This is a genomic window from Providencia sp. PROV032 (assembly GCF_028484875.1).
Classification (GTDB): domain Bacteria; phylum Pseudomonadota; class Gammaproteobacteria; order Enterobacterales; family Enterobacteriaceae; genus Providencia; species Providencia rettgeri_E.
Genome location: NZ_JAMPSX010000015.1, coordinates 1 through 22928 on the forward strand (window position 1 = coordinate 1; position 22928 = coordinate 22928).

Genomic DNA, 22928 nt, shown 5'->3' on the forward strand with positions numbered 1-22928 from the left:
CATTTGTACCTGAATGGGTAATGTTGGCATTATTTTTGCTTGTATTTATGATGTATGGTTACTGCATCAAACGAGCTTGGAAAGTCGCCCGTTTTATTAAACGAGTAAGACGTAGAGCACGCAGAGGAGCAGTACGGTAACGACAAAACGAAAATAGAGGTTCTGTGCAGTGAATAACTCAGAAACACAACCGAGTCAGTATCAATCGCCAATAGAGCCGGAATTGGATATCCGTGGTTTATGTCGCTCACTGTGGCAAGGTAAAATTTGGATCGTTGCATTTGCTGTTATTTTTGCAGCAATTGCTTTGGGAGCGTCCTATTTTATGCAGCCAAAGTGGAGTGCGACAGCAATTACGGATTTACCAACCGTCAATAATCTGGGAAGTTATTATTCTCAGCAACAATTTCTGCGCAACCTCGATTCCCGTATTAATACTACGGGGCAAGAAGGGCAATTACCAACAATCGCAAAAGAAGCTTATCAAGAATTCACAAAGCAGCTCGGCTCTTATGATACGCGTCGTCAGTTTTGGCTAAATACGGATTACTATAAGCAGCGTTTAGAGAATGACCCTAAAGCAGATGCCGCATTATTGGATGAGCTCATCAATGATATTGAGTTTACGCCAGCAGATGAAGTCAAAAATTTAACAGATAGCATTAAGTTAGTAGCGGAAACTTCCGCAGATGCGAACCAGTTACTACGTCAATATATTCAGTTCGCTAACCAACGTGCCACAGCTAATCTCAATGATGAAATTAAAGGTACATGGGCAACGAAAATGCAATCCATGAAGGCATTGGTTAAACGTGAAGATATGGTGGCAAAAGCTGCTTATGAACGACGTTTGAATGCTTTAGAACAAGCACTAAAAGTTGCTGAAAAACAAGGTATTGTACGTAATCAAAGTGCAACGCCTGTGGATGAAATTCCAGATTCTAAAATGTTTATGTTAGGTGCTCCTTTATTACAAGCACAGATTGAAACATTGAAAGCAACTGGGCCCGATCACGACAGTGATTACGATCAAAATATTGCCATGTTATCAACATTGAGCGTCGGGCCTACCCTCCAAGATAATTTTCAAGCATATCGCTATTTACGAACGCCTGAAGAGCCCGTTAAACGCGATAGTCCTCGTCGAGCCTTTATGATGGTTCTATGGGGAGCCATAGGAATGTTAGTAGGTGCCGGTGTGGTACTTGCTCGCCGCCGCCCATCTTGATTTTGGGATAAGCCACTGGTGAATTTACCAGTGGCATATAAAGTTATTAAGATTATACAAAGCAGCTCACTGCGAAAGATAAATATAAGAGAGTCACTGTGAAAGTATTGACTGTATTCGGCACACGACCTGAAGCCATTAAAATGGCACCACTGGTTCATGCATTAGCTGAAGATGCAGATTTTGAAGCTAAAGTTTGTGTTACAGCACAGCATCGTGAAATGCTAGATCAAGTACTGAAACTGTTTGAGATCATTCCAGATTACGATCTCAATATTATGAAGCCAGGGCAAGATTTAACGGATATCACATGTCGTATTCTTGAAGGGTTGAAAAGCGTTTTTGCTGATTTTCAACCGGATGTTGTTCTTGTTCATGGCGACACAGCAACGACGATGGCAACTAGCCTTGCGGCATTTTACCATCGTATACCTGTAGGGCACGTGGAAGCTGGGTTACGTACAGGAGACCTGTATTCCCCATGGCCTGAGGAAGCAAACCGTAAGATTGCTGGGCATTTAGCGATGTATCATTTCGCCCCAACCGAAAATTCACGCCAAAATCTGTTAAAAGAGTCTATTCCTGATAGCCATATTTTTGTCACCGGGAATAGTGTCATTGATGCGCTATTGTGGGTACGTGATAAAGTTATGAGCGACCAGCATATGATGGAAAAACTGGCTGCAAATTATCCGTTTATCGACCCCAATAAAAAAATGATTTTAGTCACAGGTCATCGCCGTGAAAGTTTTGGTGGCGGTTTTGAACGTATTTGTCATGCGCTAGCAGAAATTGCACAAGCACATCCAGATGTGCAAGTTGTTTACCCTGTTCACTTAAATCCAAATGTGAGTGAGCCTGTTAAACGTATACTGCATGATATTGATAATATTATTTTAATTAGTCCCCAAGACTACCTGCCGTTTGTTTATTTAATGAACCATGCTTATTTGATTTTAACAGATTCTGGCGGTATTCAAGAGGAAGCGCCTTCTCTCGGTAAGCCTGTTTTGGTGATGAGAGATACGACAGAACGACCAGAAGCGGTTGATGCAGGAACAGTTCGTCTTGTGGGAACAGATACACAAAAAATTGTGAAAGAAGTTAATCGGTTACTGACAGATGACGCGGAGTATCACGAAATGAGCCGCGCACATAACCCTTATGGGGATGGTCATGCATGTCAGCGTATTCTTGCAGCATTGAAAAGTAATCAGGTGAAATTATGAGTTTTGAAACTATTTCTGTTATTGGCCTTGGTTATATTGGTTTACCAACAGCAGCCGCCTTTGCATCACGTCAAAAACAAGTGGTTGGTGTCGATGTTAACCAACATGCCGTTGATACTATTAACCAAGGTAAAATCCACATTGTAGAGCCAGAACTGGATATCGTGGTCAAAAAGGCGGTTGAAGAAGGCCATCTGAAAGCCTTTACTAAGCCGCAACCTGCAGATGCTTATCTGATTGCTGTGCCTACCCCATTTAAAGGTGAGCACGAACCTGACCTCGCGTATGTACGTGCTGCAGCTGAGTCTGTTGCTCCGGTGTTGAAGAAAGGGGATTTAGTCATCCTTGAGTCGACGTCGCCAGTAGGCACAACAGAGCAAATGGCAGAGTGGATGGCAGCTGCTCGCCCTGATTTAACTTTCCCCCACCAAGCAGGGGAAGATGCAGATATCGATGTGGCATACTGCCCTGAGCGTGTGTTACCGGGCCAAGTGATGGTCGAATTAATTAAAAATGACCGTGTTGTTGGTGGTATGACGCCAAAATCTTCTCTGCGCGCAAGTGAGCTATACAATATTTTCCTTGAAGGTGAGTGTGTAATTACTAACTCAAGAACCGCAGAAATGTGTAAGTTAACGGAAAATAGCTTCCGTGATGTGAATATTGCTTTTGCGAATGAATTATCATTAATTTGTGCGGAACAAGATATCAATGTGTGGGAACTGATCAGCCTTGCGAACCGCCACCCACGCGTTAACATCTTGCAACCCGGTCCGGGTGTTGGTGGGCACTGCATCGCGGTTGACCCATGGTTTATCGTTGCACAAAACCCGAAACAATCACGCCTCATTCATACCGCGCGTTTAGTCAATGATGGCAAACCTATTTGGGTTGTTGACCAAGTAAAAGCGGCGGTCGCTGATTGCTTAGTGGAAACAGGTAAAAAAGCCAGTGAAGTGACAATTGCCTGTTTCGGCCTGTCATTTAAACCGAATATTGATGATTTACGTGAAAGCCCAGCAATGCACATCACCAAAATGGTGGCGAACTGGAACCCAGGTAAAACGTATGCGGTTGAACCACACATCCATGAATTACCGACCTCTTTAAAAGGTATTTCTGAGCTGGTTTCGATTGAACAAGCCGTTAATGAAGCGGATGTGATCTTAATGTTAGTTGACCACAATGTGTTCAAAGGTATCCAAGGTTCTACAATCCCACAAAAATGGGTTGTGGATACAAAAGGAGTATGGCGTTGAAACGCATTTTAATCACTGGAGGCGCTGGTTTTATCGGCTCCGCAGTTGTTCGTCATATTATTGAGAACACGGATGACAGTGCGGTTGTGGTGGATTGCTTGACTTATGCAGGTAATTTAGAGTCCCTCACAATGGTTGCGAGTGACCAGCGCTATGCTTTTGAGCAGGTGAATATTTGTGATAGAGCTGCATTAGATGCTGTTTTTGAACAATATCAACCCGATGTCGTGATGCATTTAGCGGCAGAAAGCCATGTTGACCGTTCAATTGATGGCCCTGCGGCATTTATCGAAACTAATATTGTGGGCACTTACACACTGTTAGAAGCGGCACGTCATTACTGGTCTGCACTGAATGATGAGAAAAAAGCGGCTTTCCGTTTTCACCATATCTCAACAGATGAAGTGTATGGTGACCTAGAGGGGCCAGATGGTTTCTTCACAGAAACCACGCCTTATGCACCAAGTAGCCCTTATTCAGCCTCGAAGGCATCGAGTGACCATTTAGTTCGTGCATGGCAAAGAACCTATGGCCTGCCAACGATGGTCACTAATTGTTCAAATAACTATGGGCCGTATCATTTTCCTGAGAAATTGATCCCTTTAATTATTTTGAACGCCTTAGCCGGTAAGCCTCTGCCTGTTTATGGGAAAGGTGAGCAAATTCGTGACTGGCTGTTTGTTGAAGACCATGCACGCGCACTGCATTTAGTTGCGACAACCGCGCAACCTGGCACCACCTATAATATTGGTGGCCATAATGAGCGCCGTAATATTGACGTTGTAGAAACGATTTGTGATCTGCTTGAAGAGCTGCACCCGCAGAAGCCACAAGGTGTGGCGCACTACCGTGATTTAATCACATATGTGAAAGACCGGCCGGGGCATGATATGCGTTATGCCATTGATGCCGCGAAGATTGAGCGCGAATTGGGGTGGACGCCACAAGAAACCTTCGAATCAGGTATCCGCAAAACAGTGCTGTGGTATTTGAACAATGAAACGTGGTGGCGCCGCGTACAGGACGGTTCCTATGCGGGCGAACGTTTAGGTCTAGGAAATTAGGTGACAGTATGAAAGGTATTATATTAGCTGGAGGGTCGGGGACGCGTTTGCACCCTATTACTCGTGGTATTTCTAAACAGTTATTACCAATCTACGATAAGCCAATGATTTACTACCCGCTTTCCGTTCTGATGCTAGCGGGAGTCCGTGAGATTTTAATTATCTCTACCCCTGACGATTTGCCGATGTTTAAGCGTTTATTAGGGGATGGCCACGAGTTCGGGATTGAGCTGAGCTACGCAGAGCAGCCATCACCAGATGGCCTTGCGCAGGCGTTTATCATTGGTGAAGAGTTCATCAATGGTGATTCTTGCTGTTTAGTCTTGGGCGACAATATCTTTTTCGGTCATTCATTTAGCCCAAAATTGAAATCTGTTGCTGAACGAGTCAATGGCGCAACCGTTTTTGGTTACCAAGTGATGGATCCTGAGCGTTTTGGGGTCGTGGAATTTGACGATAATTTTAAAGCACTGTCGATTGAAGAAAAACCGGTTAAACCTAAATCGAATTGGGCGGTGACAGGGCTGTATTTCTACGATTCACAAGTGGTTGAATTTGCAAAACAAGTTAAACCTTCTGAACGTGGTGAGTTAGAGATTACATCGATTAACCAAATGTACTTAGAACGTGGCGAACTAAATGTTGAATTGCTCGGTCGAGGCTTTGCTTGGTTAGATACAGGCACCCACGATAGCCTCATTGAGGCGGGTACCTTTGTGCAAACGGTTGAAAAACGTCAAGGTTTCAAAGTTGCTTGTTTGGAAGAAATTGCGTGGCGTAACGGCTGGCTGACAGATGAACAAGTCGCTTTTTCAGCACAACAGCTGAAAAAAACAGGTTATGGGCAATACTTAGAGGATTTATTACGTGTCCGTCCGCGCCAGTATTGAGAGCTTGCCATGGGAGAGCGAATTTTTTCATCGCTCAACGGCAAAGTTGAATTTTACGGGGGATAATCTCGAAACCCTCCTTGCTTATCAAATAAATGAATACGATATCGTGCAAGCAAAAGTCGCTGCGTCTGAAACGCAGTTGATTGACGATTTAGCCGGTATGGGGTTTTCATTTGTTGAAGGTGAAATCGATTTCGCGCTGACTATTGGCACAGAAAATGCTTATTTAAAAGCGGGTTTAACAGCGGAAGATCACGTTGTTGCTGCACAAGTGGGTGATATCCCTGCGCTGCGACAAGCCGCTGAGTCTGTCTTTAGCAAAAGCCGCTTTAGAGCACCTTGGTACCGTGATGGTGATAGCGGTCAGTTTTATGCGTTGTGGATAGAAAAATCAGTTCTGGGTACGTTTGACCACACTTGTTTACTGGTTAAAGATGCGTCTGGTGCGATATTGGGCTTTGTGAGTTTGCGGCACCTTGATGCAGAAACTGCACGGGTTGGCCTACTCGCGAAAATGCCAGAAGCGAAAGGGCAAGGTGTGGGGCGTAAGTTGATGTCAGCAGCATTTAATTGGTGTGTGGAACACCAAAAAAGACAGTTAAATGTGGCCACGCAAATCAGTAATGTTGCGGCATTAAATCTTTATTCACGTAGCGGTGCAGCAATTGCCAGTACCGCCTATTGGTTATACAGGGGACAACATGATTCCATTTAATAAACCACCCGTTGTAGGTACTGAATTAGAGTATATGAGACAAGCCATGGAAAGTGGCAAACTGTGTGGTGACGGTGGCTTCACGAAACGTTGTGAAGAATGGATGGAAAAACGGTTTAATTGCCCGAAAGTGCAGTTAACGCCATCTTGTACAGCTTCATTAGAAATGGCGGCGATCCTGATTGATACCAAGCCGGGTGATGAGATCATCATGCCAAGTTTTACTTTTGTATCAACCTCTAACGCATTCGTGTTACGTGGCGCAAAAATCGTATTCGTTGATATCCGCCCTGATACCATGAATATTGATGAAACTAAAATTGAAGCCGCAATCACTGAACGTACGCGCGCTATCGTTCCTGTCCACTATGCAGGTGTTGCTTGTGAGATGGACACCATTATGGATATCGCGAAAAAACACAATTTATTTGTGATTGAAGACGCGGCACAAGGTGTGATGTCGACCTATAAAGGCAAAGCACTGGGCACTATCGGCCACATCGGTTGTTATAGCTTCCATGAAACGAAAAACTACTCTTCAGGCGGTGAAGGTGGAGCAACGCTTATCAATGATAAAGACTTGATTAGCCGTGCCGAAGTGATCCGTGAAAAAGGGACGAATCGTAGCCAATTTTTCCGCGGCCAAGTGGATAAATACACATGGCGTGACATCGGCTCAAGCTACTTATTGTCTGATTTACAAGCCGCTTATTTATGGGCGCAGTTAGAAGAAGCCGACAAAATTAATGATCGCCGTTTACTATTATGGAAACGTTATGATGAAGCGTTGCAGCCATTGGTTGATGCGGGACGTTTAGTCTTAGCGACGGTGCCAGATGGCTTAAAACACAATGCCCATATGTTCTATATCAAACTTAAAGATATCGACGAGCGTACCGAGTTCAATGATTATATGAAATCCCATGGTATTTTGACGGTATTCCACTATGTTGCATTGCACACAAGCCCTGCCGGTATCGAGTTTGGTCGCTTCCATGGCGAAGATAAGTATACGACATCAGAAAGTGACCGCTTAGTGCGTTTACCGATGTTCTACAACATGACTGATGACGAGCAGCAGACAGTCATTGAGCGAATCAAAGCGTTCTTTGCCTAATGTCATTAGCTAAAGCATCGGTTTGGACTGCTGGGTCTACCCTGATTAAAATCGGGGTAGGCCTGTTAATCGTTAAGTTATTTGCAGTCTCATTTGGCCCCAGCGGTGTGGGGCTGGCGGGTAATTTCCGCCAATTGATTACGGTACTCGGAGTATTATCGGGCGCAGGGATTTTTAATGGTGTCACCAAATATGTCGCAGAGCACCACCAAGACCCACTGAAATTGCGTGCAGTGTTGGGGACCTCATCGACGATTATCCTTGGGTTTTCGACCTTATTAGCAATTATCTTTTTACTGTGTAGCCCGGTCATTAGTGAGGCGCTATTTGATAGCGTGAAATATAGCTCAGTTATTCAAATGGTTGCTTTGATCCAAATGGGGATCGGTTACGCCAACTATTTCTTAGCTATCTTAAAAGGGTATCGAGACGCTTCAGGTAATGCATTGGCCATTATTTGGGGTAGCATAATTGGCGTGGTTGCTTATTATTTATGCTATCTAGTTGGCGGGTATGAAGGCGCACTCGCAGGATTGGCATTAGTGCCAGCACTCGTGGTACTGCCTGCGGCAGGGATGATAATTAAACGTAAGCAATTTGCGTTGTCATCATTGAAACCCGCATGGGACAAAGCAATTGCGACTAATTTAGGCAAGTTCACCGTCATGGCGATGCTAACCGCAGTTACGTTGCCAGTCGCTTATATCATGATGCGAAACCTGCTCGCCCAAACCTATAGTTGGGATGAAGTGGGGCTATGGACCGGTGTGACCACCATTTCAGATGCCTATTTGCAGTTTATTACCGCGACATTTTCAGTGTATTTGTTGCCGACGTTATCGCGTTTGCAGCATAAAAATGAAATCACAGCAGAGATTGTTAAAGCATTGAAATTCGTTTTACCAGCCGTAGCGGTTGTCAGTTTTACGGTTTGGTTATTACGTGATTTTGCGATTTGGTTGCTGTTCTCAACAGAATTTACAGGGATGAGAGACCTGTTTGCATGGCAACTGGTCGGTGATGTATTGAAAGTGGGGGCTTACGTATTTGGTTACTTGGTTATTGCCAAAGCCGCATTGCGTTTTTATGTCCTCACTGAAGTTAGTCAGTTTATATTATTAACGGGCTTTGCCCATTGGCTAATCCCTGAACATGGCGCAGTAGGTGCAACTCAGGCTTATATGGCCACTTATATTGTCTATTTCACTTTATGTTGTTGCGTATTTTTGATTTACCGTAGGCGAGCATGACAACCTTAATACATGTACTGGGATCGAACCTCCCACACCACAATCAGACGGTACTGACGTTTTTTAATGACGTAATCTACCGAGAGATGGCGCCATCATCAACACCGCATTTTATGGTCGTAAGCGACGATGTGCAGCTTGCTGACGCTTATCCTCAGCTAAAAATAGATGTTTTTGCGAATAAACAGGCTATTGCTAATAGCGTCATACAACGCGCCAAGGCAGATCGGCGTACTCGTTTTTTCTTTCATGGGCAATTTAATGCGCCTATTTGGTTAGCGCTGCTATTTGGCCAAATCAAATCCCATCAGTTTTGGTGGCATATATGGGGAGCTGACCTCTATGAGGAGTCTAGCTCATTAAAATTTAAATTATTTTATATTTTACGTCGTTTGGCTCAGAAGAAGGTTGGGCACGTGTGTGCTACACGCGGGGATTTGTGCTATTTCCACCAGTCGAACCCTAAAGTGCCTGCCTCCGTGTTGTATTTTCCAACACGAATGGACCCCGCATTGACAATAAGCGAGCCCAAAGCGCGTGAAGGCTCTCAACTGACGATTCTGCTGGGTAACTCAGGTGACCGTTCTAATCGTCATGTAGAGGCGCTGAGTGCGATTAAACAGCAATTCGGTGATGAGGTTAAGGTGATTGTCCCAATGGGCTATCCTGCAAATAACCAAGGCTATATTGAACAAGTCGAACAGGCTGCAAATAGTGAATTTACTTCAGGGCAAGTGGAAATTCTGAAAGAGCGCATGGAGTTTAGCGAGTACCTTAATCTGCTCAAATCCTGTGATCTTGGTTATTTTATTTTTAATCGCCAGCAAGGGGTGGGGACGGTTTGTTTGCTGATCCAATTTGGTATTCCGTTTGTCATCAGCCGTCAAAATACGTTCTGGCAGGATTTAACCGCTCAAAATGTCCCTGTGTTTTTCTATGGTGACAACCTGACGATACCGCTGGTGGACGAAGCTCAGCGCCAAATGAGTTTATTAGATAAACACCATATTGAATTTTTTGCTCCTAACTTTACTGAGGGCTGGAAAACCGTTCTCAGAGCCCTGGAGGAGCGAGCATGACGCTGACGGAATTAGGCGGCTTAGCACTGGTCTACCTGATATCAATTATTTTTATTGGTACTTTGCTATACAAAGAATTTTTACGTGCTCGGTTTAACTTCAATATTTTCTTTTCAATGCTGTATTTATTGACGTTTTACTTTGGTTTCCCATTAACCTGTGCGTTAGTGTTTCAATTTGATGTTGCGGTTGTGAAGGCGGATTACTTACTCTATGCGCAGCTAGCGGCAACCAGTTTTTATGCGATTTATTATGTCGCCTATAAAACACGGCTGTCTAGGCAACCGGATGCACCACGACGTGCGTTGTTTAGCATGAACAAAGTGGAAACGAATCTAACCTGTCTGTTATTGATACTGATTGCTGTTGTGACAGTGGGTATCTTTTTCATGCAGAACGGTTTTTTACTGTTCAAGTTAAAATCCTATAGCCAAATTTTTTCCAGCCAAGTTTCTGGCGTGGCATTAAAACGCTTTTTCTATTTCTTCATTCCTGCAATGTTGATTGTTTATTTCTTGCGGCCAACACAGAAACGCTGGATTTTCTTCCTTGTTAGTACCGTCGCATTTGGTTTCTTAACCTATGTTATCGTCGGGGGAACAAGAGCGAACATCATTATTGCCTTCGCGCTGTTCTTATTTATTGGGATTGTCAGAGGTTGGATTACGCTGTGGATGTTAGCCGCGGCTGGGGTCGCCAGTATTGTAGGGATGTTCTGGTTAGCCTTAAAACGCTATGGGCTAGATGTTAGCGGTGCCGAAGCGTATTACACTTTCTTGTACTTAACGCGGGACACATTCTCCCCGTGGGAAAACTTAGCATTGCTGCTGAGTCATTACGATGAGATGGATTTTCAAGGCCTAGCGCCAATTATCCGTGACTTTTATGTTTTCATTCCTTCTTGGGTTTGGCCTGAACGTCCAGATACGGTATTGAACTCTGCCAATTATTTTACGTGGGAAGTACTCAACAACCATTCAGGACTGGCAATTTCGCCAACACTAATTGGTTCATTGGTAGTGATGGGCGGAGTGATTTTTATACCACTCGGCGCCATCGTTGTGGGGCTTATCATCAAATGGTTTGATTGGATCTATGGCATGAGCCTGAAAGAACCGAATCGCTATAAAGCAGCCATTATGCAGGCATTTTGTTTTGGCGCCATTTTCAACATTATTGTTTTAGCGCGTGAAGGCGTAGATTCTTTCGTCTCACGGGTGGTTTTCTTCTGCTTAATATTCGGACTGTGTCTGGTGTTAGCAAAATTACTGTATTGGTTATTTGAAAGTGCGGGGCTTATTCGCATAAAAACAGCTTCTTTTTTTAGAAGCCAACAGCGTGAAAGCCGCTAAAGGAGTATCATGGAATCGTCATCAACTCAGTCTTCATCCGTTACACAGTCATCTGTTCCACAATATCGTATTCGTGGTCATAATATTTGGGGCTTCAAAAATATGGCCCATTTCTTAGACTACCTTTTTGCGGGTGGGGAAACGAAAACGGGAACACTTGTTGCGATTAATGCAGAAAAAGTGATGATCGCTGAACAAGATACCGCTTTAAATACGTTATTAGGCCAAGCCGAATACTTATACGCTGACGGAATTAGTATTGTCCGTGCTATTCGTCGTAAATACCCACAAGCAGAAGTTTCCCGTGTGGCTGGTGCTGACTTATGGGAAGGGTTAATGGAAAGGGCGGGTAAAGAAGGGACGCCTGTTTTCTTAGTTGGCGGCAAACCAGAGATCCTAGAACAAACAGAAAACAAGCTACGTTCCCAGTGGAATGTGAACATTGTAGGTTCGCAAAACGGCTATTTTACGGCTGAAGATCGAAATGCCTTGTTCGAACGTATTCGGGCAAGTGGGGCCAAAATTGTGACAGTTGCAATGGGCTCCCCGAAACAAGAAATTTTTATGCGGGATTGCAGAAGTGTGTACCCAGATGCCTTATATATGGGCGTTGGAGGGACCTATGATGTGTTTACAGGGCATGTTAAGCGCGCACCGAAAGTTTGGCAAAACTTAGGGCTGGAATGGTTATATCGCTTATTATCTCAACCTTCCCGTATTACTCGTCAGTTTAAATTGTTGAAATTTTTAGGTTACTATTACGGTGGTAAGCTATAAATTTTTTAGTGATTTGATTTTTATTGTTATTTTCACTAGGTTTCACTCACGGTAAGTGGGCTTAACAGGCCGACTTACCGTTCTTACGGTTCCGAATTGCTGGTCTCTTCCTTCAAATATTTCTATAATCCCTCAAAAATAAGTATGTTCGCATCAGTTTGTGCTCAATCTTGCGGCTATGGCATTTTTTTAATCGACTAATTGATTCTTTCCGAATAATTGCAGTGATTATTATTAACTGAGCTTCAATTAAAACTGCAGTTTTAATTTCTAATTTTGACAGGGGTATGTATGGGAAATCCACAACAGGGGCTTCAACGTGGGTTAGAAGCACGCCATATCGAGCTTATTGCGCTCGGTGGAACTATTGGCGTTGGGTTATTTATGGGATCAGCCAGTACGCTAAAATGGGCGGGCCCTTCTGTTTTACTGGCTTATATCATCGCAGGAATTTTTGTTTTCTTCATTATGCGCTCAATGGGGGAAATGCTATTTCTTGAACCTGTAACGGGTTCTTTTGCTTCGTTTGGTTATAAATATTTGAGTCCATTTTGGGGATGTCTCACCGCGTGGGGCTACTGGTTTATGTGGGTGGCCGTCGGTATTTCTGAGATTACAGCCATTGGTGTATATGCGGAATATTGGTTCCCTGATGTGCCTCAATGGATTTTTGCCATTATCGCAGTGGTATTAGTGGCATTAGCTAACTTAGCCGCTGTACGGCTGTATGGAGAGCTTGAGTTCTGGTTTGCCATGATCAAAGTGACCACGATTGTGGTGATGATTTTAATTGGCTTAGGGCTGATTTTTTTTGGTCTAGGTAATAACTTTGAGCCGATTGGGCTTGCGAACCTTACCGAACATGGTGGTTTCTTTGCCGGGGGCTGGAAAGGCTTCTTATTTGCTTTGTGTATCGTTGTGGCCTCTTATCAAGGGGTTGAGCTAGTTGGGATCACTGCGGGTGAGGCGAAAAATCCGCAAGTCACGTTAAGAAAGGCGATCAATAATATTTTATGGCGCATATTAATTTTTTATGTGGGCGCTATCTTTATTGTTGTAACGCTGTTTCCGTGGACTGAAGTGGGTTCACAAGGTAGCCCATTTGTTCTCACCTTTGCAAAAGTGGGAATTGTGTCAGCCGCTGCAGTAATTAATTTTGTGGTATTAACCGCAGCGTTATCTGGGTGTAATAGTGGGATGTATAGCGGTGGGCGAATGTTGTATGCCTTAGCGCAAAATAAACAGTTGCCTCGCTCATTATTGAAATTAACAAAAAATGGCGTACCGGCGCGTTGTGTGGGCTTTACTATCCTTTGCTTAGTGGCTGGGTCAAGCCTGAATTACATCATACCGAATCCAGAGAAAGTCTTTGTGTATGTCTATAGTGCGAGTGTGTTACCCGGAATGGTGCCTTGGTTAGTGCTATTGACCAGCCAAATCCGTTTTCGCCAACAAAACAGAGAAAAACTCATTGGACACCCTTTCAAATCGATTCTTTTTCCATGGGTTAACTATGCAACCTTGCTCTTTTTAGCCTGTGTTTTGGTTGGAATGGCGATTAACCCTGATACTCGCTTATCTTTAATCGTGGGCGCTATCTTTTTAGGGGGCGTTTCCCTGCTTTATTTTATCATTCGTCTGTTCAATAACCGTAAGGCAAAAGTGTAATCGCCGTTTTTTGCCTGATTTTTATTAGCGGTACAGTGAAAAAGAGAGTAAATATGCTCTCTTTCTCGACGAAATGGATAAAAGGCAAGCAATCGATATTTTTATTTCAAAAAGGACTAGACAGCAGGAGGATAAATCCGTACTATCCTCTCCCGCAACGGCGTTAAGCGCCCGTAGCTCAGCTGGATAGAGCGCTGCCCTCCGGAGGCAGAGGTCTCAGGTTCGAATCCTGTCGGGCGCACCAGTTTTAGCGCTTCGCTACGGTTGGCAAAATGACGTTGTATGTAGTAATATAGCAACGCTTTGAAAAAAGTGAAGTTATGGTGGCTATAGCTCAGTTGGTAGAGCCCTGGATTGTGATTCCAGTTGTCGTGGGTTCGAGTCCCATTAGCCACCCCATTTTTTTGTGATATTGCGAGGGTGGCGGAATTGGTAGACGCGCTAGCTTCAGGTGTTAGTGTCCTATGGACGTGGGGGTTCAAGTCCCCCCTTTCGCACCACGAAGAAATGTAATGAGTACTAAAAAATTCGGCGAGTAGCGCAGCTTGGTAGCGCAACTGGTTTGGGACCAGTGGGTCGGAGGTTCGAATCCTCTCTCGCCGACCAATTTAAAGAAACCCGTCTTAATCGACGGGTTTTTTGCTTTTTATATTTATACTTTTATATTCTCTTCATTCTTCAAGCCATGTTTTGTTGGCTGCGTTCAGCTACCCAGGTTACATACTTATGTATGTTCTTCGGGATATCTTCATTTGCCGTTTTAGCCATAATTAGAATTATCCAGAGCATATTCAGGTTTTTTTTCAATTAGTGACTGGGAATGGTTAATTACTTGTTTTTATTTGTAATTTAGTAGGTCATCTCGCTAGTGTCGTAGAATAGATACAATCTATTATATTGATGTCGCCAAAAGGCGACATATTACCTTTTGATTTATAAGTAAATATAAATAACTCATTTATGGTGTCTCTAAACTGCGACAAAATAGTACAGCAAGATATGGGCAACAAGAGCGTGCATTCTTTAATGTTAGAGAGGCTGACTTCCAAGAAGAAAAATTATGCGTAAAACCGGAGGGATGAGAGAGAAGTTAAAAGAGTGAGCTTAAAAAATATCATTTAAAAAAAGTTGGCATGCATTGTGCATTATTCTATATGTAGATGCTCATCTCACTTCTTATGACAGCGAAGCTTCATAAACCCAGAGATGACGCAAAGCCGATTATCGGTGCCTATTGTCCAACTTAGATGATCAAGAGCTCATCCTCTTACCATCAACGAACGGGCGAAACGTTGAGTGAGGCACCATCCGTCTGTAGACCTGATTGTATTTTACACCTGCCTTGTGCAGGTGTTTTTTTGTCTATACAAAACACTTGGCCCCCTAGAAAATCACTAAGAGGCTAAAAATAAGAGAGGTATTAGCTTCTACCTTTACTAAACCATTTACTAAACCAACGAGTAATATAGGTATAGCAGAGGATAATGAATGTAATAATGAAAATGTCTTTACTAAGATCTTCGGTATTAAAACCAATAATCATAATAAAAACAAAAGGTGATAATACTAACAGCAGAAGGTCAAAGAATATTTGTAAACGGTTTGGGGTTGCAATAATCCAGCACCAAATAGTTTTAATTACATTCATATCGATATCCCTAATTCATTCAAAGCAAAGATGTATATAAAGCTTTATACACTATGTGTTTATTTTATAACATAGCGGAATGTGTTTTGCTTATCCTTAAATAAAAATTATTGATTAAACATTGCGTTATTGATCTGTGATGTTGCCAATCATAAACCTCATATTCTCCTTTTACGATGATTTAATACGACTAACGCAATGTATTTAAATTCATTTCTGCGTTTTGATTGGGGAAGCTAGACTTAGTGGCAGTTAAGTTTATGAATAAAAAAACTCCACTAAAAGGTGTGGAGTTTTTAGAAAAGGATAAGCAAGAATATTAGTTTCGTTCTTGTTTTAATGAATGGTTTAATGCATCTTGGCGAATTTTTGCCGCATCACTAGATTTATGTTGCCTGTCAAACGCATCGGCTAACCATGATGCATCCTGCACATCAAAACGTTGAGCCAAAGCAGCTTTAAAGTAGGTTTCTGCTTTGTCCCATTGCGCGTGTTGTAGCGACAAAACGCCTAATGTACTGTTGAGTAACGGGGTGGCACCGTTTTGTTTTTGCAGATGTAAAAGGGTTTTTTCGATAACTTCAGGGCGTTCACTGTTAAGTTTTGGCACTAACAGAAGCAAGCGTTCATCATATTGCTGTTTTAAGCCATCAATAATTATTTTTTCTGCACTTGCAATATCACCACATTCAATTAAATGTTCTGCTAAGAAAGCTTGCAATGCGGTTTCATGACGAACTCGACGAGGCTGTGCTTTCCACCAAGCTTTTAGTCCATCACTACCCCCTTCAGCCATATATTGGTTCATCAGCCCTTTGTAAGCCTTTAATTTCAATGCATCGAGCTCATCTTCATTGTGTAATTGCACTTTGGCCATGACCGGGAGTAATTCAATCAGCGACTGGTAAGCACCTGAACGTAAGTAAGCTTGTTCCGCAAGACGTAAGACTTCAGGGTGCCTTGGAGCTTTGTCGAGAAGTTTATCGATGCCATTACGAGCAGCGTGGACTTCCCCTTCCGCTAATTGAATACGGACACGGCTGATATCAACAGGAAGTTGATCACTTCCCGCAGCTTCTGCGGCTCTATCTAAGTACTGGTGAGTGCGATATTCATCACCACGTTGTTGAGCGGCTTCAGCTGCCATTAGGTAGTTAATCACGGGTTGTTGAGAGAAATCAGCATGTTTGCTCATTAACTTTTCAACCTGTTCGAAATCACCTTCTGCTAATTTCAATAGCGCTTTTTGTGTTTGAGTATGTGCTTTGTGGTATTTACGGCCACTTACCCAACCTCGAGTACGCGATGTTGTACTAATAAAGCGGCGATAACACCAACCGAGGAACAACAGCACAAATTGGAGCAAGATAAAGCCTAAAACGAGGCTGGTTACACTGGTCGTAATGTCATAATTGTCAGTACGAATAAAAACATAACCTTGGTGACCTGCTAATAATGGGCCTAAGATCACCCCGGCAATAAGTACTATAAATAGGATCAGGACTTTTATCATAATTACCCCCTATTGCCAGCAGGCTCTGCTGATTCAAAAGGGTGCGAATTGTCAGCTGACTCTGCTTTTTGCGTATCCGTGGCAGGAACAGCAGCATCGGGCGCAGCCTCTGTTGACGCTTTAGGCGCATCTGCAGCGGCATCAACAGCACCATCGCTAACTTTTGTGTTGTCTGACGACTGAGAGAGTAAGCTACGAACCCGTGTTTGCATGACTTTTTCTAGCTTCTCTTGGCTTTCTAAGGTGTCAGGCATATCAATGTCAATCGGCTGATTGATTAAGTCATCAATAGTTGATAAGAAAGCTTTAGTTTCAGGCGCTTCAGTATCAAAATAGGCTCTTACCCATGTCGAAGCTTGTTCTAATGACTGCTTGTAAGTGGCTTCTTGATAACGGGGTACCGCTTGTGCTGCGATTAATAATTGAGAACGAATGTTTTCACGTAGGTAAATATCTTGATTTGGGGCTAGGAGCGGGGCTTCTGAGCCATCACGAGCTCGAACTGTAACAAAGTCATTGGCGAAACTTTTCCAGCTACGAGTCAAGTTTTGTTTCCAATCAGAGATATCATTGCTAACGTCAGCGTTATCTTCGGTTTTCGCGTCGCCACTGTTTAAATCCGCTAACCGTAAATTATCGACTTCATTACTTAGCTGGTTTAAACGTAAGATAATACCGTCATAGTCAACTTGGTTGATTGCAGCTAATTTAGCCATATCACTGTTAATCGATTTACGAATGTCGAGTAGGCTCGGGTCATTCATTTCTGCCAGACTTGAGTCTGCACTTTTTAACAGAACGGCTGCGGTCACTGGGTCACGGTCATTCCACAGCTTTCTTCCTGCCATTTTGACCATAAAGTCAGCTTGGGCTAATAGCCAACTTTTCACATCAGCGCTGGATAATGCTGTGACGTGTGCTTGCAACTCTTGCATGCGGCGGTTGAGGTTCTCTTCATATTCACGAGAATGGCTTTTTATTTCAGCATTGGACGCAACTAATGCGTCTAACCGTTGCCTGTCGGAGTTTTGTTGTTCGACTAAATCACTCAGCCTTTGCTTTAATTCATTGTTTTCATTTACTAAAGTGGCAGTGCTTTGTTGGGTGAAATAGTATAATCCGCCACCAATCGCGATGATAATAGCAATAGCAATTACACCGCCTACCAGACCAGAACGTTTTTGTTCCGAAGAAGGTTTAGTTTTTGGGCGCTGTTGCTCTGCGCCAGCTTCTGGGGTAACCGTCTCGGTTGTTTTATCGTGTTCCGTCATAAATTAGCATCCCATATCGATTGAAATTAATGCTTCTAATAAAGCATTATTATCTGCGCTATTAGCTATACAGACCTTTTGCCATCCGCCTCTGCGGGCTTGGTCTGCAATCCGTTCACTGACGACAAGTAGGCGGCGGGAAAACCACCAAGTTTGGTATTCTTCAGTGATTAATTCGTCTAACAAGGCTAACATTTGACCACTTGTGATCACAACATCTGTAATACCCGTTTGAAACCATTGCTGATTGAACTGGGCTCTATCATAGTAAACGGGATGCCTTGTATAACATTCACAATAGCTGACTTTTGCGCCCCTGGCCCTTAATGTTGATGCGAGAAGCTCTCGTCCGCCATTTCCTCGTAATAATAGAGCGTTTTTCCCTTCGAGAAATTGAAGTTCAGGGTGTGTTAGTAGTACTTCACTGGTTTCACCTTGTTCAGCCCAACTTATGCTTTTTCCTGTTACTTGTTGAAAATACTGCCCTGTAGAGCGGCCAATTCCATAGTAAGATAACTTATCTGACCAGCTACGCGCCATTTGTTCAAGTGTTAAATTTGCATATTCGACTGCATTTTTAGATAAAAGAAAGACTAAATCATTTTCAGTAAGGCTATCAAGTTGAGGTATAAGGGTATTTAATTCAGCACCGGGTCCAATGCGAATTAAAGGGGAGGAGAAGGCTTCCCCCCCTTTGGCGGTGATTGCCGTGATCAGCTCTGAACCTGCAGGTTCAGGGCGAGTGACAAGCACTTTCATGCAGGCGGGTTTCCTTGATAGACATCCGCCAAAATTTCCCTTGCACCACGCTCAAGTAATTCTTCAGCCAAGGATACCCCTGCTTGGTTAGCTTCGCTTGGAGAAACGAGCCGATCCCCACGAATAATAACACTGCCGTCTGGGGCTCCCACCAAGGCTCGCAGCCATATTTTGTCATCTTGCCAAATAGCATAACTGCCAATAGGGACTTGGCAACCGCCTTCAAGGCGCATATTCATCGCACGTTCCGCAAGGACACAAGTTGAGGTTGCGTCATTATTTAGCTTCGCAAGTAACTCGCGGGTTTTACTGTCATTTAAACGGCATTCGATGCCGACAGCGCCTTGGCCAACCGCAGGTAAGCATTGTTCAGGAGCAAGAGCGGTTTTAATTCGCGTTTCTAATCCCAAACGTTTTAACCCTGCAACGGCCAAAATAATGGCGTCATATTCACCGTTATCTAATTTTGATAGGCGTGTTCCCACATTGCCGCGCAAGTCGCGAATGACTAAGTCAGGGCGAAGTTCCCTTAATTGGCATTGACGGCGTAAACTCGATGTCCCAACGATACTGCCTTCTGGTAATGCATCAAGACTATCGTAGTGGTTTGAGACAAAGGCATCTCGAGGGTCTTCGCGTTCACAAATCGTGACTAACCCTAAGCCTTCAGGGAATTCAACAGGGACATCTTTCATCGAGTGAACGGCAATGTCAGCGCGCCCTTCCAATAAAGCAAGTTCTAGCTCTTTGACGAACAGCCCTTTTCCGCCAACTTTCGCGAGAGGTGTATCAAGGATGATGTCACCTTTTGTCACCATAGGCACGAGTTCAACCAGCACACCTGGGTGAAGTTGCTCTAATTTGTCTTTGACAAAGTGTGCTTGCCATAGGGCTAGAGGGCTTTTGCGCGTAGCAATACGCACGATATTTGTTGATGTCATTTTACTGTTTTCTCTGGCGAAGAATGCCGCAGATTAACCATACAATTGGCATTAGTTTTAACATGTTAAGGATATTTTTTCCAGTTAGGTGAAAAAACCCTCTTCGGATCGTTTATCGCCGATTTACTTTTTCTACCATGATGCAAGAAAGTGATTCAAAATGAGATGACCTAGAATCGTTATTAAGTCCTTTCTTTAGCTTATCGTGCTATTTTTTGCGTGGAACATTCTGTGTTTTCTGTTAATTCGTGTTGAAGCGTGTAAGCACAGACGCTGTGCGTATTGTACTTAATATCATTCTATTTTGTTGTTTTACTAGACTGCTGGGTAAAAAGAAATTATTCCATTGAAAAACAAGGGATATTTTACAGATTAAAAAATAAAAAGTCTTTTTATACAATATGTTGAAAAGCATTTTGTATCAAAAATAAGCGCGTAAAATTATGTGATCTACTTTACCCTTTTGATGCAAGGTGTTAAATTGATCACGTTTCCGACAATCCATTTGAAAATTATTTTAAATCTATCTCTATCTGTTGGGTGCTGGGAAATTCTCCGGTTTGTATTACTTTCATTCAATCAGGCGTAACCTTTGTATCTCTATATTGAAACCTTAAAACAAAGACTGGATGCGATAAACCAATTACGGTTGGAACGTGCAACAGCTTCTATGAGTGAAGCCTTCTCGAAGGTTTATAGCTTGCTGCCTGTCTTGTTTCATTATCATCACCCAATGATACCTGGTTTTATTGAAGGTAATGTGCCTCATGGTGTCTGTTTTTTCTCACCTGATGCAGAGCAAATGAAGTGGTTGGAACAATTTGAACGCTTTTTACCTATTGAAACTGCCACGAATGGCGAATTACCCATCACAGGTATTTATTCGATGGGGAGTACCTCTTCTGTTGGACAAAGCCAATGCTCAGATATTGATGTGTGGGTTTGTCACCCCTCTTGGTTGGATCACGAAGAAAAACGGTTCTTACAAAAAAAATGTACACTGATTGAGCAGTGGGCAGCGTCTTTAGGCATTGATGTCACTGTTTTTTTAATCGATGAAAATCGTTTTCGCCATCATGCCAGTGGGCATATCGGTGGAGAGAACTGTGGTTCAACGCAACACATCCTACTATTAGATGAATTTTATCGAACGGCTGTGCGTATGGCGGGCAAGCGTTTATTGTGGACGATGGTACCCGTTGAGGAAGAACAGCATTACGATGAATATGTTATGGGGTTATACGCGCAAGGGGTATTAACGCCTAATGAATGGCTTGATTTAGGCGGGTTAAGCGAACTTTCTGCCGCGGAGTATTTCGGTGCAAGCCTATGGCAGTTGTACAAGAGTGTCGATTCCCCCTATAAGGCCGTATTGAAGAGTATTTTGTTGGAATCCTATTCATGGGATTACCCTAACGGCAAATTATTAGCGATGGAGTTTAAGCGTCATTTACATGCTGGCGAAATCGTGTGTTATGGCTTGGACTCATACTGCTTAATGTTAGAGCGTGTGACACGTTACCTGACTGAAATTAATGATTTAACTCGTCTTGACCTTATCCGTCGTTGTTTCTACCTAAAAGTGTGTGAAAAACTGTCTGAAGAAGACGCTAACACGTGTTCAGGCTGGCGCCGTGATGTGTTGTCTCAGTTGGTTGAATCATGGGGTTGGGGGGAAGCACGTTTGTCGATACTCGATACACGTAATCAATGGAAAATTGAGCGTGTCCGTGAGGCGCATAACGAGTTACTTGATACGATGATGCAAAGTTATCGTAACCTTATTCGCTTTGCGCGGAGAAATAATTTAAGTGTTAGTGCAAGCCCACAAGATATTGGGGTATTAACCCGTAAATTATATGCGGCTTTCGAGGCTCTTCCTGGTAAGGTGACATTAGTTAACCCCCAAATTTCACCTGATTTAAGCGAAGCGCATCTCACCTTTATTTATGTGCCTGAGGGGCGCGCTAACCGGAGTGGTTGGTATCTGTATAACCAAGCGCCAAATATTGATGCCATTATTGGCCATCAACCTCTTGAATATAACCGCTATTTAAATAAATTAGTGGCGTGGGCGTATTTTAATGGTCTACTGACTGAGACAACCCAAGTTTATATGCATAATGGGAAGTCCCAGTGTGATGAACGAAAACTGCTTGAATTAATGCACGATGTTTCAAGCCATTTCCCTATTAGGTTACCCGCTCCAACGCCAAAAGCGCTTTATAGCCCGTGTGAAATTCGCCATCTGGCAATCATTGTTAACTTAGAAAAAGACCCAACACAGGTCTATTCTGAGCAAGTTGTTCATGTTGATTTTAGAAAACTGGATATTTTCAGTTTTGGCGAATCACAACAATGTCTGATCGGTAGCATTGATTTGTTATATCGTAATTCGTGGAATGAGGTAAGAACGCTACATTTCAGCGGAGAACAGTGCATGTTAGAAGCACTTAAAACCATTTTAGGGAAAATGCATCAAGATGCGTCACCTCCTGAAGCGGTCGAAGTGTTTTGTTATAGTGAGCACTTACGTGGGTTGATTCGTACCCGTGTACAACAGCTAATTTCTGAGTGTGTTGAATTGCGTTTATCGAGCAACCGAAATGACCCTGGGCGTTTTAAGGCATTACGTATCGCGGGGCAGACATGGGGTTTATTCTTTGAGCGCCTGAATGTTTCCGTACAAAAACTTGAGAATGCGGTTGAGTTCTATGGGGCTATCTCCCATAACAAGCTGCATGGCTGGCCCGTTAAACTTCAGGCGAAGAGTGACAACCATTTGCCTGCGGTTGTCGATGGCTATGCAAGTGAAGGGATTGTACAGTTTTTCTTTGAAAATACGGCAGATAATACCAGTTTTAATATTTATGTTTTAGATGAAGCGAATCGGGTTGAAATCTATTCCCACTGTGAAGGATCGAAAGAAGATCTTGTCCGTGATGTGAGTAAATTCTATTCTTCTTCCCATGATCGGTTTACCTACGGTGCAAACTTTATCAACTTCAATTTACCGCAATTTTACCAAATCATTAATCAAGATGGTAAAAACCAAGTTGTTGCCTTTTCTGGCGGGACATGGCCATTTACGGCAGAAGATGATGACATTGGGTATGAAATGCATTCTAGCCAACCGCAGCACCCACAAGCGCACTATTATTGATG

General features: G+C 43.2%; 17 protein-coding genes, 4 tRNA genes and 1 pseudogene. 18 read left to right on the plus strand and 4 right to left on the minus strand.

Annotated elements, in window-relative coordinates; genetic code table 11:
- The 17 genes and pseudogenes from PSF42_RS10835 to PSF42_RS10915 form a co-directional block, all read left to right on the plus strand.
- A pseudogene (locus tag PSF42_RS10835) lies at window positions 1–140 on the plus strand (UDP-N-acetylglucosamine--undecaprenyl-phosphate N-acetylglucosaminephosphotransferase); the annotation flags it as partial.
- Between the two features lie 29 nt (window positions 141–169).
- On the plus strand, window positions 170–1228 hold the full coding sequence (gene wzzE / locus PSF42_RS10840) for an ECA polysaccharide chain length modulation protein (RefSeq protein WP_213913408.1): 1059 nt from the start codon (window positions 170–172) through the stop codon (window positions 1226–1228).
- 98 nt (window positions 1229–1326) lie between these two features.
- A complete protein-coding gene (wecB, locus tag PSF42_RS10845) occupies window positions 1327–2457 on the plus strand; it encodes a non-hydrolyzing UDP-N-acetylglucosamine 2-epimerase (RefSeq protein ID WP_125894351.1) in 1131 nt (376 codons plus the stop codon).
- Complete coding sequence (gene wecC / locus PSF42_RS10850; protein ID WP_125894349.1) at window positions 2454–3716, plus strand: UDP-N-acetyl-D-mannosamine dehydrogenase; 1263 nt, start codon at window positions 2454–2456, stop codon at window positions 3714–3716. The genes wecB and wecC overlap by 4 nt, the downstream gene beginning before the upstream one ends.
- On the plus strand, window positions 3707–4780 hold the full coding sequence (rffG, locus tag PSF42_RS10855; protein WP_272680012.1) for a dTDP-glucose 4,6-dehydratase: 1074 nt from the start codon (window positions 3707–3709) through the stop codon (window positions 4778–4780). The genes wecC and rffG overlap by 10 nt, the downstream gene beginning before the upstream one ends.
- An 8-nt stretch (window positions 4781–4788) precedes the next feature.
- A complete protein-coding gene (gene rfbA, locus PSF42_RS10860; RefSeq protein WP_125894345.1) occupies window positions 4789–5670 on the plus strand; it encodes a glucose-1-phosphate thymidylyltransferase RfbA in 882 nt (293 codons plus the stop codon).
- Window positions 5648–6388 (plus strand): dTDP-4-amino-4,6-dideoxy-D-galactose acyltransferase, encoded by a 741-nt coding sequence (gene rffC / locus PSF42_RS10865; protein ID WP_272680013.1) that lies wholly within the window; start codon window positions 5648–5650, stop codon window positions 6386–6388. The genes rfbA and rffC overlap by 23 nt, the downstream gene beginning before the upstream one ends.
- Window positions 6375–7505: a dTDP-4-amino-4,6-dideoxygalactose transaminase gene (gene rffA, locus PSF42_RS10870; protein WP_125894341.1), complete on the plus strand. Its 1131-nt coding sequence runs from the start codon at window positions 6375–6377 to the stop codon at window positions 7503–7505. The genes rffC and rffA overlap by 14 nt, the downstream gene beginning before the upstream one ends.
- Window positions 7505–8755 (plus strand): lipid III flippase WzxE, encoded by a 1251-nt coding sequence (wzxE, locus tag PSF42_RS10875; RefSeq protein ID WP_125894339.1) that lies wholly within the window; start codon window positions 7505–7507, stop codon window positions 8753–8755. Before rffA ends, wzxE begins: the two co-directional genes overlap by 1 nt.
- Window positions 8752–9834 (plus strand): TDP-N-acetylfucosamine:lipid II N-acetylfucosaminyltransferase, encoded by a 1083-nt coding sequence (locus PSF42_RS10880; RefSeq protein ID WP_213913403.1) that lies wholly within the window; start codon window positions 8752–8754, stop codon window positions 9832–9834. The genes wzxE and PSF42_RS10880 overlap by 4 nt, the downstream gene beginning before the upstream one ends.
- Entirely contained in the window at window positions 9831–11186 is a 1356-nt protein-coding gene (gene wzyE / locus PSF42_RS10885; protein WP_125894335.1) for an ECA oligosaccharide polymerase, read from the plus strand. Before PSF42_RS10880 ends, wzyE begins: the two co-directional genes overlap by 4 nt.
- 9 nt (window positions 11187–11195) lie before the next feature.
- Window positions 11196–11963 carry a lipopolysaccharide N-acetylmannosaminouronosyltransferase gene (gene wecG, locus PSF42_RS10890; RefSeq protein ID WP_272680014.1) on the plus strand — a complete coding sequence of 256 codons (768 nt, stop codon included), beginning with the start codon at window positions 11196–11198 and terminating at the stop codon, window positions 11961–11963.
- A gap of 291 nt (window positions 11964–12254) precedes the next feature.
- On the plus strand, window positions 12255–13631 hold the full coding sequence (gene thrP, locus PSF42_RS10895; protein WP_213913401.1) for a bifunctional threonine/serine APC transporter ThrP: 1377 nt from the start codon (window positions 12255–12257) through the stop codon (window positions 13629–13631).
- 167 nt (window positions 13632–13798) lie between these two features.
- A tRNA-Arg gene (locus tag PSF42_RS10900) sits at window positions 13799–13875 on the plus strand.
- Window positions 13876–13954: 79 nt separating this feature from the next.
- A tRNA-His gene (locus PSF42_RS10905) sits at window positions 13955–14030 on the plus strand.
- 15 nt (window positions 14031–14045) lie between these two features.
- A tRNA-Leu gene (locus PSF42_RS10910) sits at window positions 14046–14131 on the plus strand.
- 29 nt (window positions 14132–14160) lie between these two features.
- Window positions 14161–14237: transfer RNA gene (locus PSF42_RS10915), tRNA-Pro, on the plus strand.
- A gap of 1361 nt (window positions 14238–15598) precedes the next feature.
- Here PSF42_RS10915 and hemY read toward each other — a convergent pair.
- From hemY to hemC, 4 genes are read right to left on the minus strand one after another with little or no spacing between them, the layout of a single operon-like run.
- Window positions 15599–16792, minus strand: coding sequence for a protoheme IX biogenesis protein HemY (gene hemY, locus PSF42_RS10920; RefSeq protein WP_272680015.1), 1194 nt, complete (start codon window positions 16790–16792; stop codon window positions 15599–15601).
- Window positions 16793–16794: 2 nt separating this feature from the next.
- Window positions 16795–18063, minus strand: coding sequence for a uroporphyrinogen-III C-methyltransferase (gene hemX, locus PSF42_RS10925; RefSeq protein ID WP_272680016.1), 1269 nt, complete (start codon window positions 18061–18063; stop codon window positions 16795–16797).
- 3 nt (window positions 18064–18066) lie between these two features.
- The gene (locus tag PSF42_RS10930) at window positions 18067–18822 is read right to left on the minus strand and encodes a uroporphyrinogen-III synthase (RefSeq protein ID WP_272680017.1); all 756 of its coding nucleotides are present in this window, start codon (window positions 18820–18822) and stop codon (window positions 18067–18069) included.
- Entirely contained in the window at window positions 18819–19763 is a 945-nt protein-coding gene (gene hemC / locus PSF42_RS10935; protein ID WP_125894321.1) for a hydroxymethylbilane synthase, read from the minus strand. The genes PSF42_RS10930 and hemC overlap by 4 nt, the downstream gene beginning before the upstream one ends.
- A 592-nt stretch (window positions 19764–20355) precedes the next feature.
- Here hemC and PSF42_RS10940 point away from each other — a divergent pair.
- Complete coding sequence (locus PSF42_RS10940) at window positions 20356–22926, plus strand: class I adenylate cyclase (RefSeq protein WP_125894319.1); 2571 nt, start codon at window positions 20356–20358, stop codon at window positions 22924–22926.
- Window positions 22927–22928: the final 2 nt, after the last annotated feature.

Coding starts and splice junctions, on each gene's coding strand:
- wecC (WP_125894349.1), top strand. CDS start 2,454: ATGAGTTTTGAAACTATTTCTGTTATTGGCCTTGGTTATATTGGTTTA.
- rffG (WP_272680012.1), top strand. CDS start 3,707: ATGGCGTTGAAACGCATTTTAATCACTGGAGGCGCTGGTTTTATCGGC.
- rfbA (WP_125894345.1), top strand. CDS start 4,789: ATGAAAGGTATTATATTAGCTGGAGGGTCGGGGACGCGTTTGCACCCT.
- rffA (WP_125894341.1), top strand. CDS start 6,375: ATGATTCCATTTAATAAACCACCCGTTGTAGGTACTGAATTAGAGTAT.
- wzxE (WP_125894339.1), top strand. CDS start 7,505: ATGTCATTAGCTAAAGCATCGGTTTGGACTGCTGGGTCTACCCTGATT.
- PSF42_RS10880 (WP_213913403.1), top strand. CDS start 8,752: ATGACAACCTTAATACATGTACTGGGATCGAACCTCCCACACCACAAT.
- wzyE (WP_125894335.1), top strand. CDS start 9,831: ATGACGCTGACGGAATTAGGCGGCTTAGCACTGGTCTACCTGATATCA.
- wecG (WP_272680014.1), top strand. CDS start 11,196: ATGGAATCGTCATCAACTCAGTCTTCATCCGTTACACAGTCATCTGTT.
- thrP (WP_213913401.1), top strand. CDS start 12,255: ATGGGAAATCCACAACAGGGGCTTCAACGTGGGTTAGAAGCACGCCAT.
- hemY (WP_272680015.1), bottom strand. CDS start 16,792: ATGATAAAAGTCCTGATCCTATTTATAGTACTTATTGCCGGGGTGATC.
- hemX (WP_272680016.1), bottom strand. CDS start 18,063: ATGACGGAACACGATAAAACAACCGAGACGGTTACCCCAGAAGCTGGC.
- PSF42_RS10930 (WP_272680017.1), bottom strand. CDS start 18,822: ATGAAAGTGCTTGTCACTCGCCCTGAACCTGCAGGTTCAGAGCTGATC.
- hemC (WP_125894321.1), bottom strand. CDS start 19,763: ATGACATCAACAAATATCGTGCGTATTGCTACGCGCAAAAGCCCTCTA.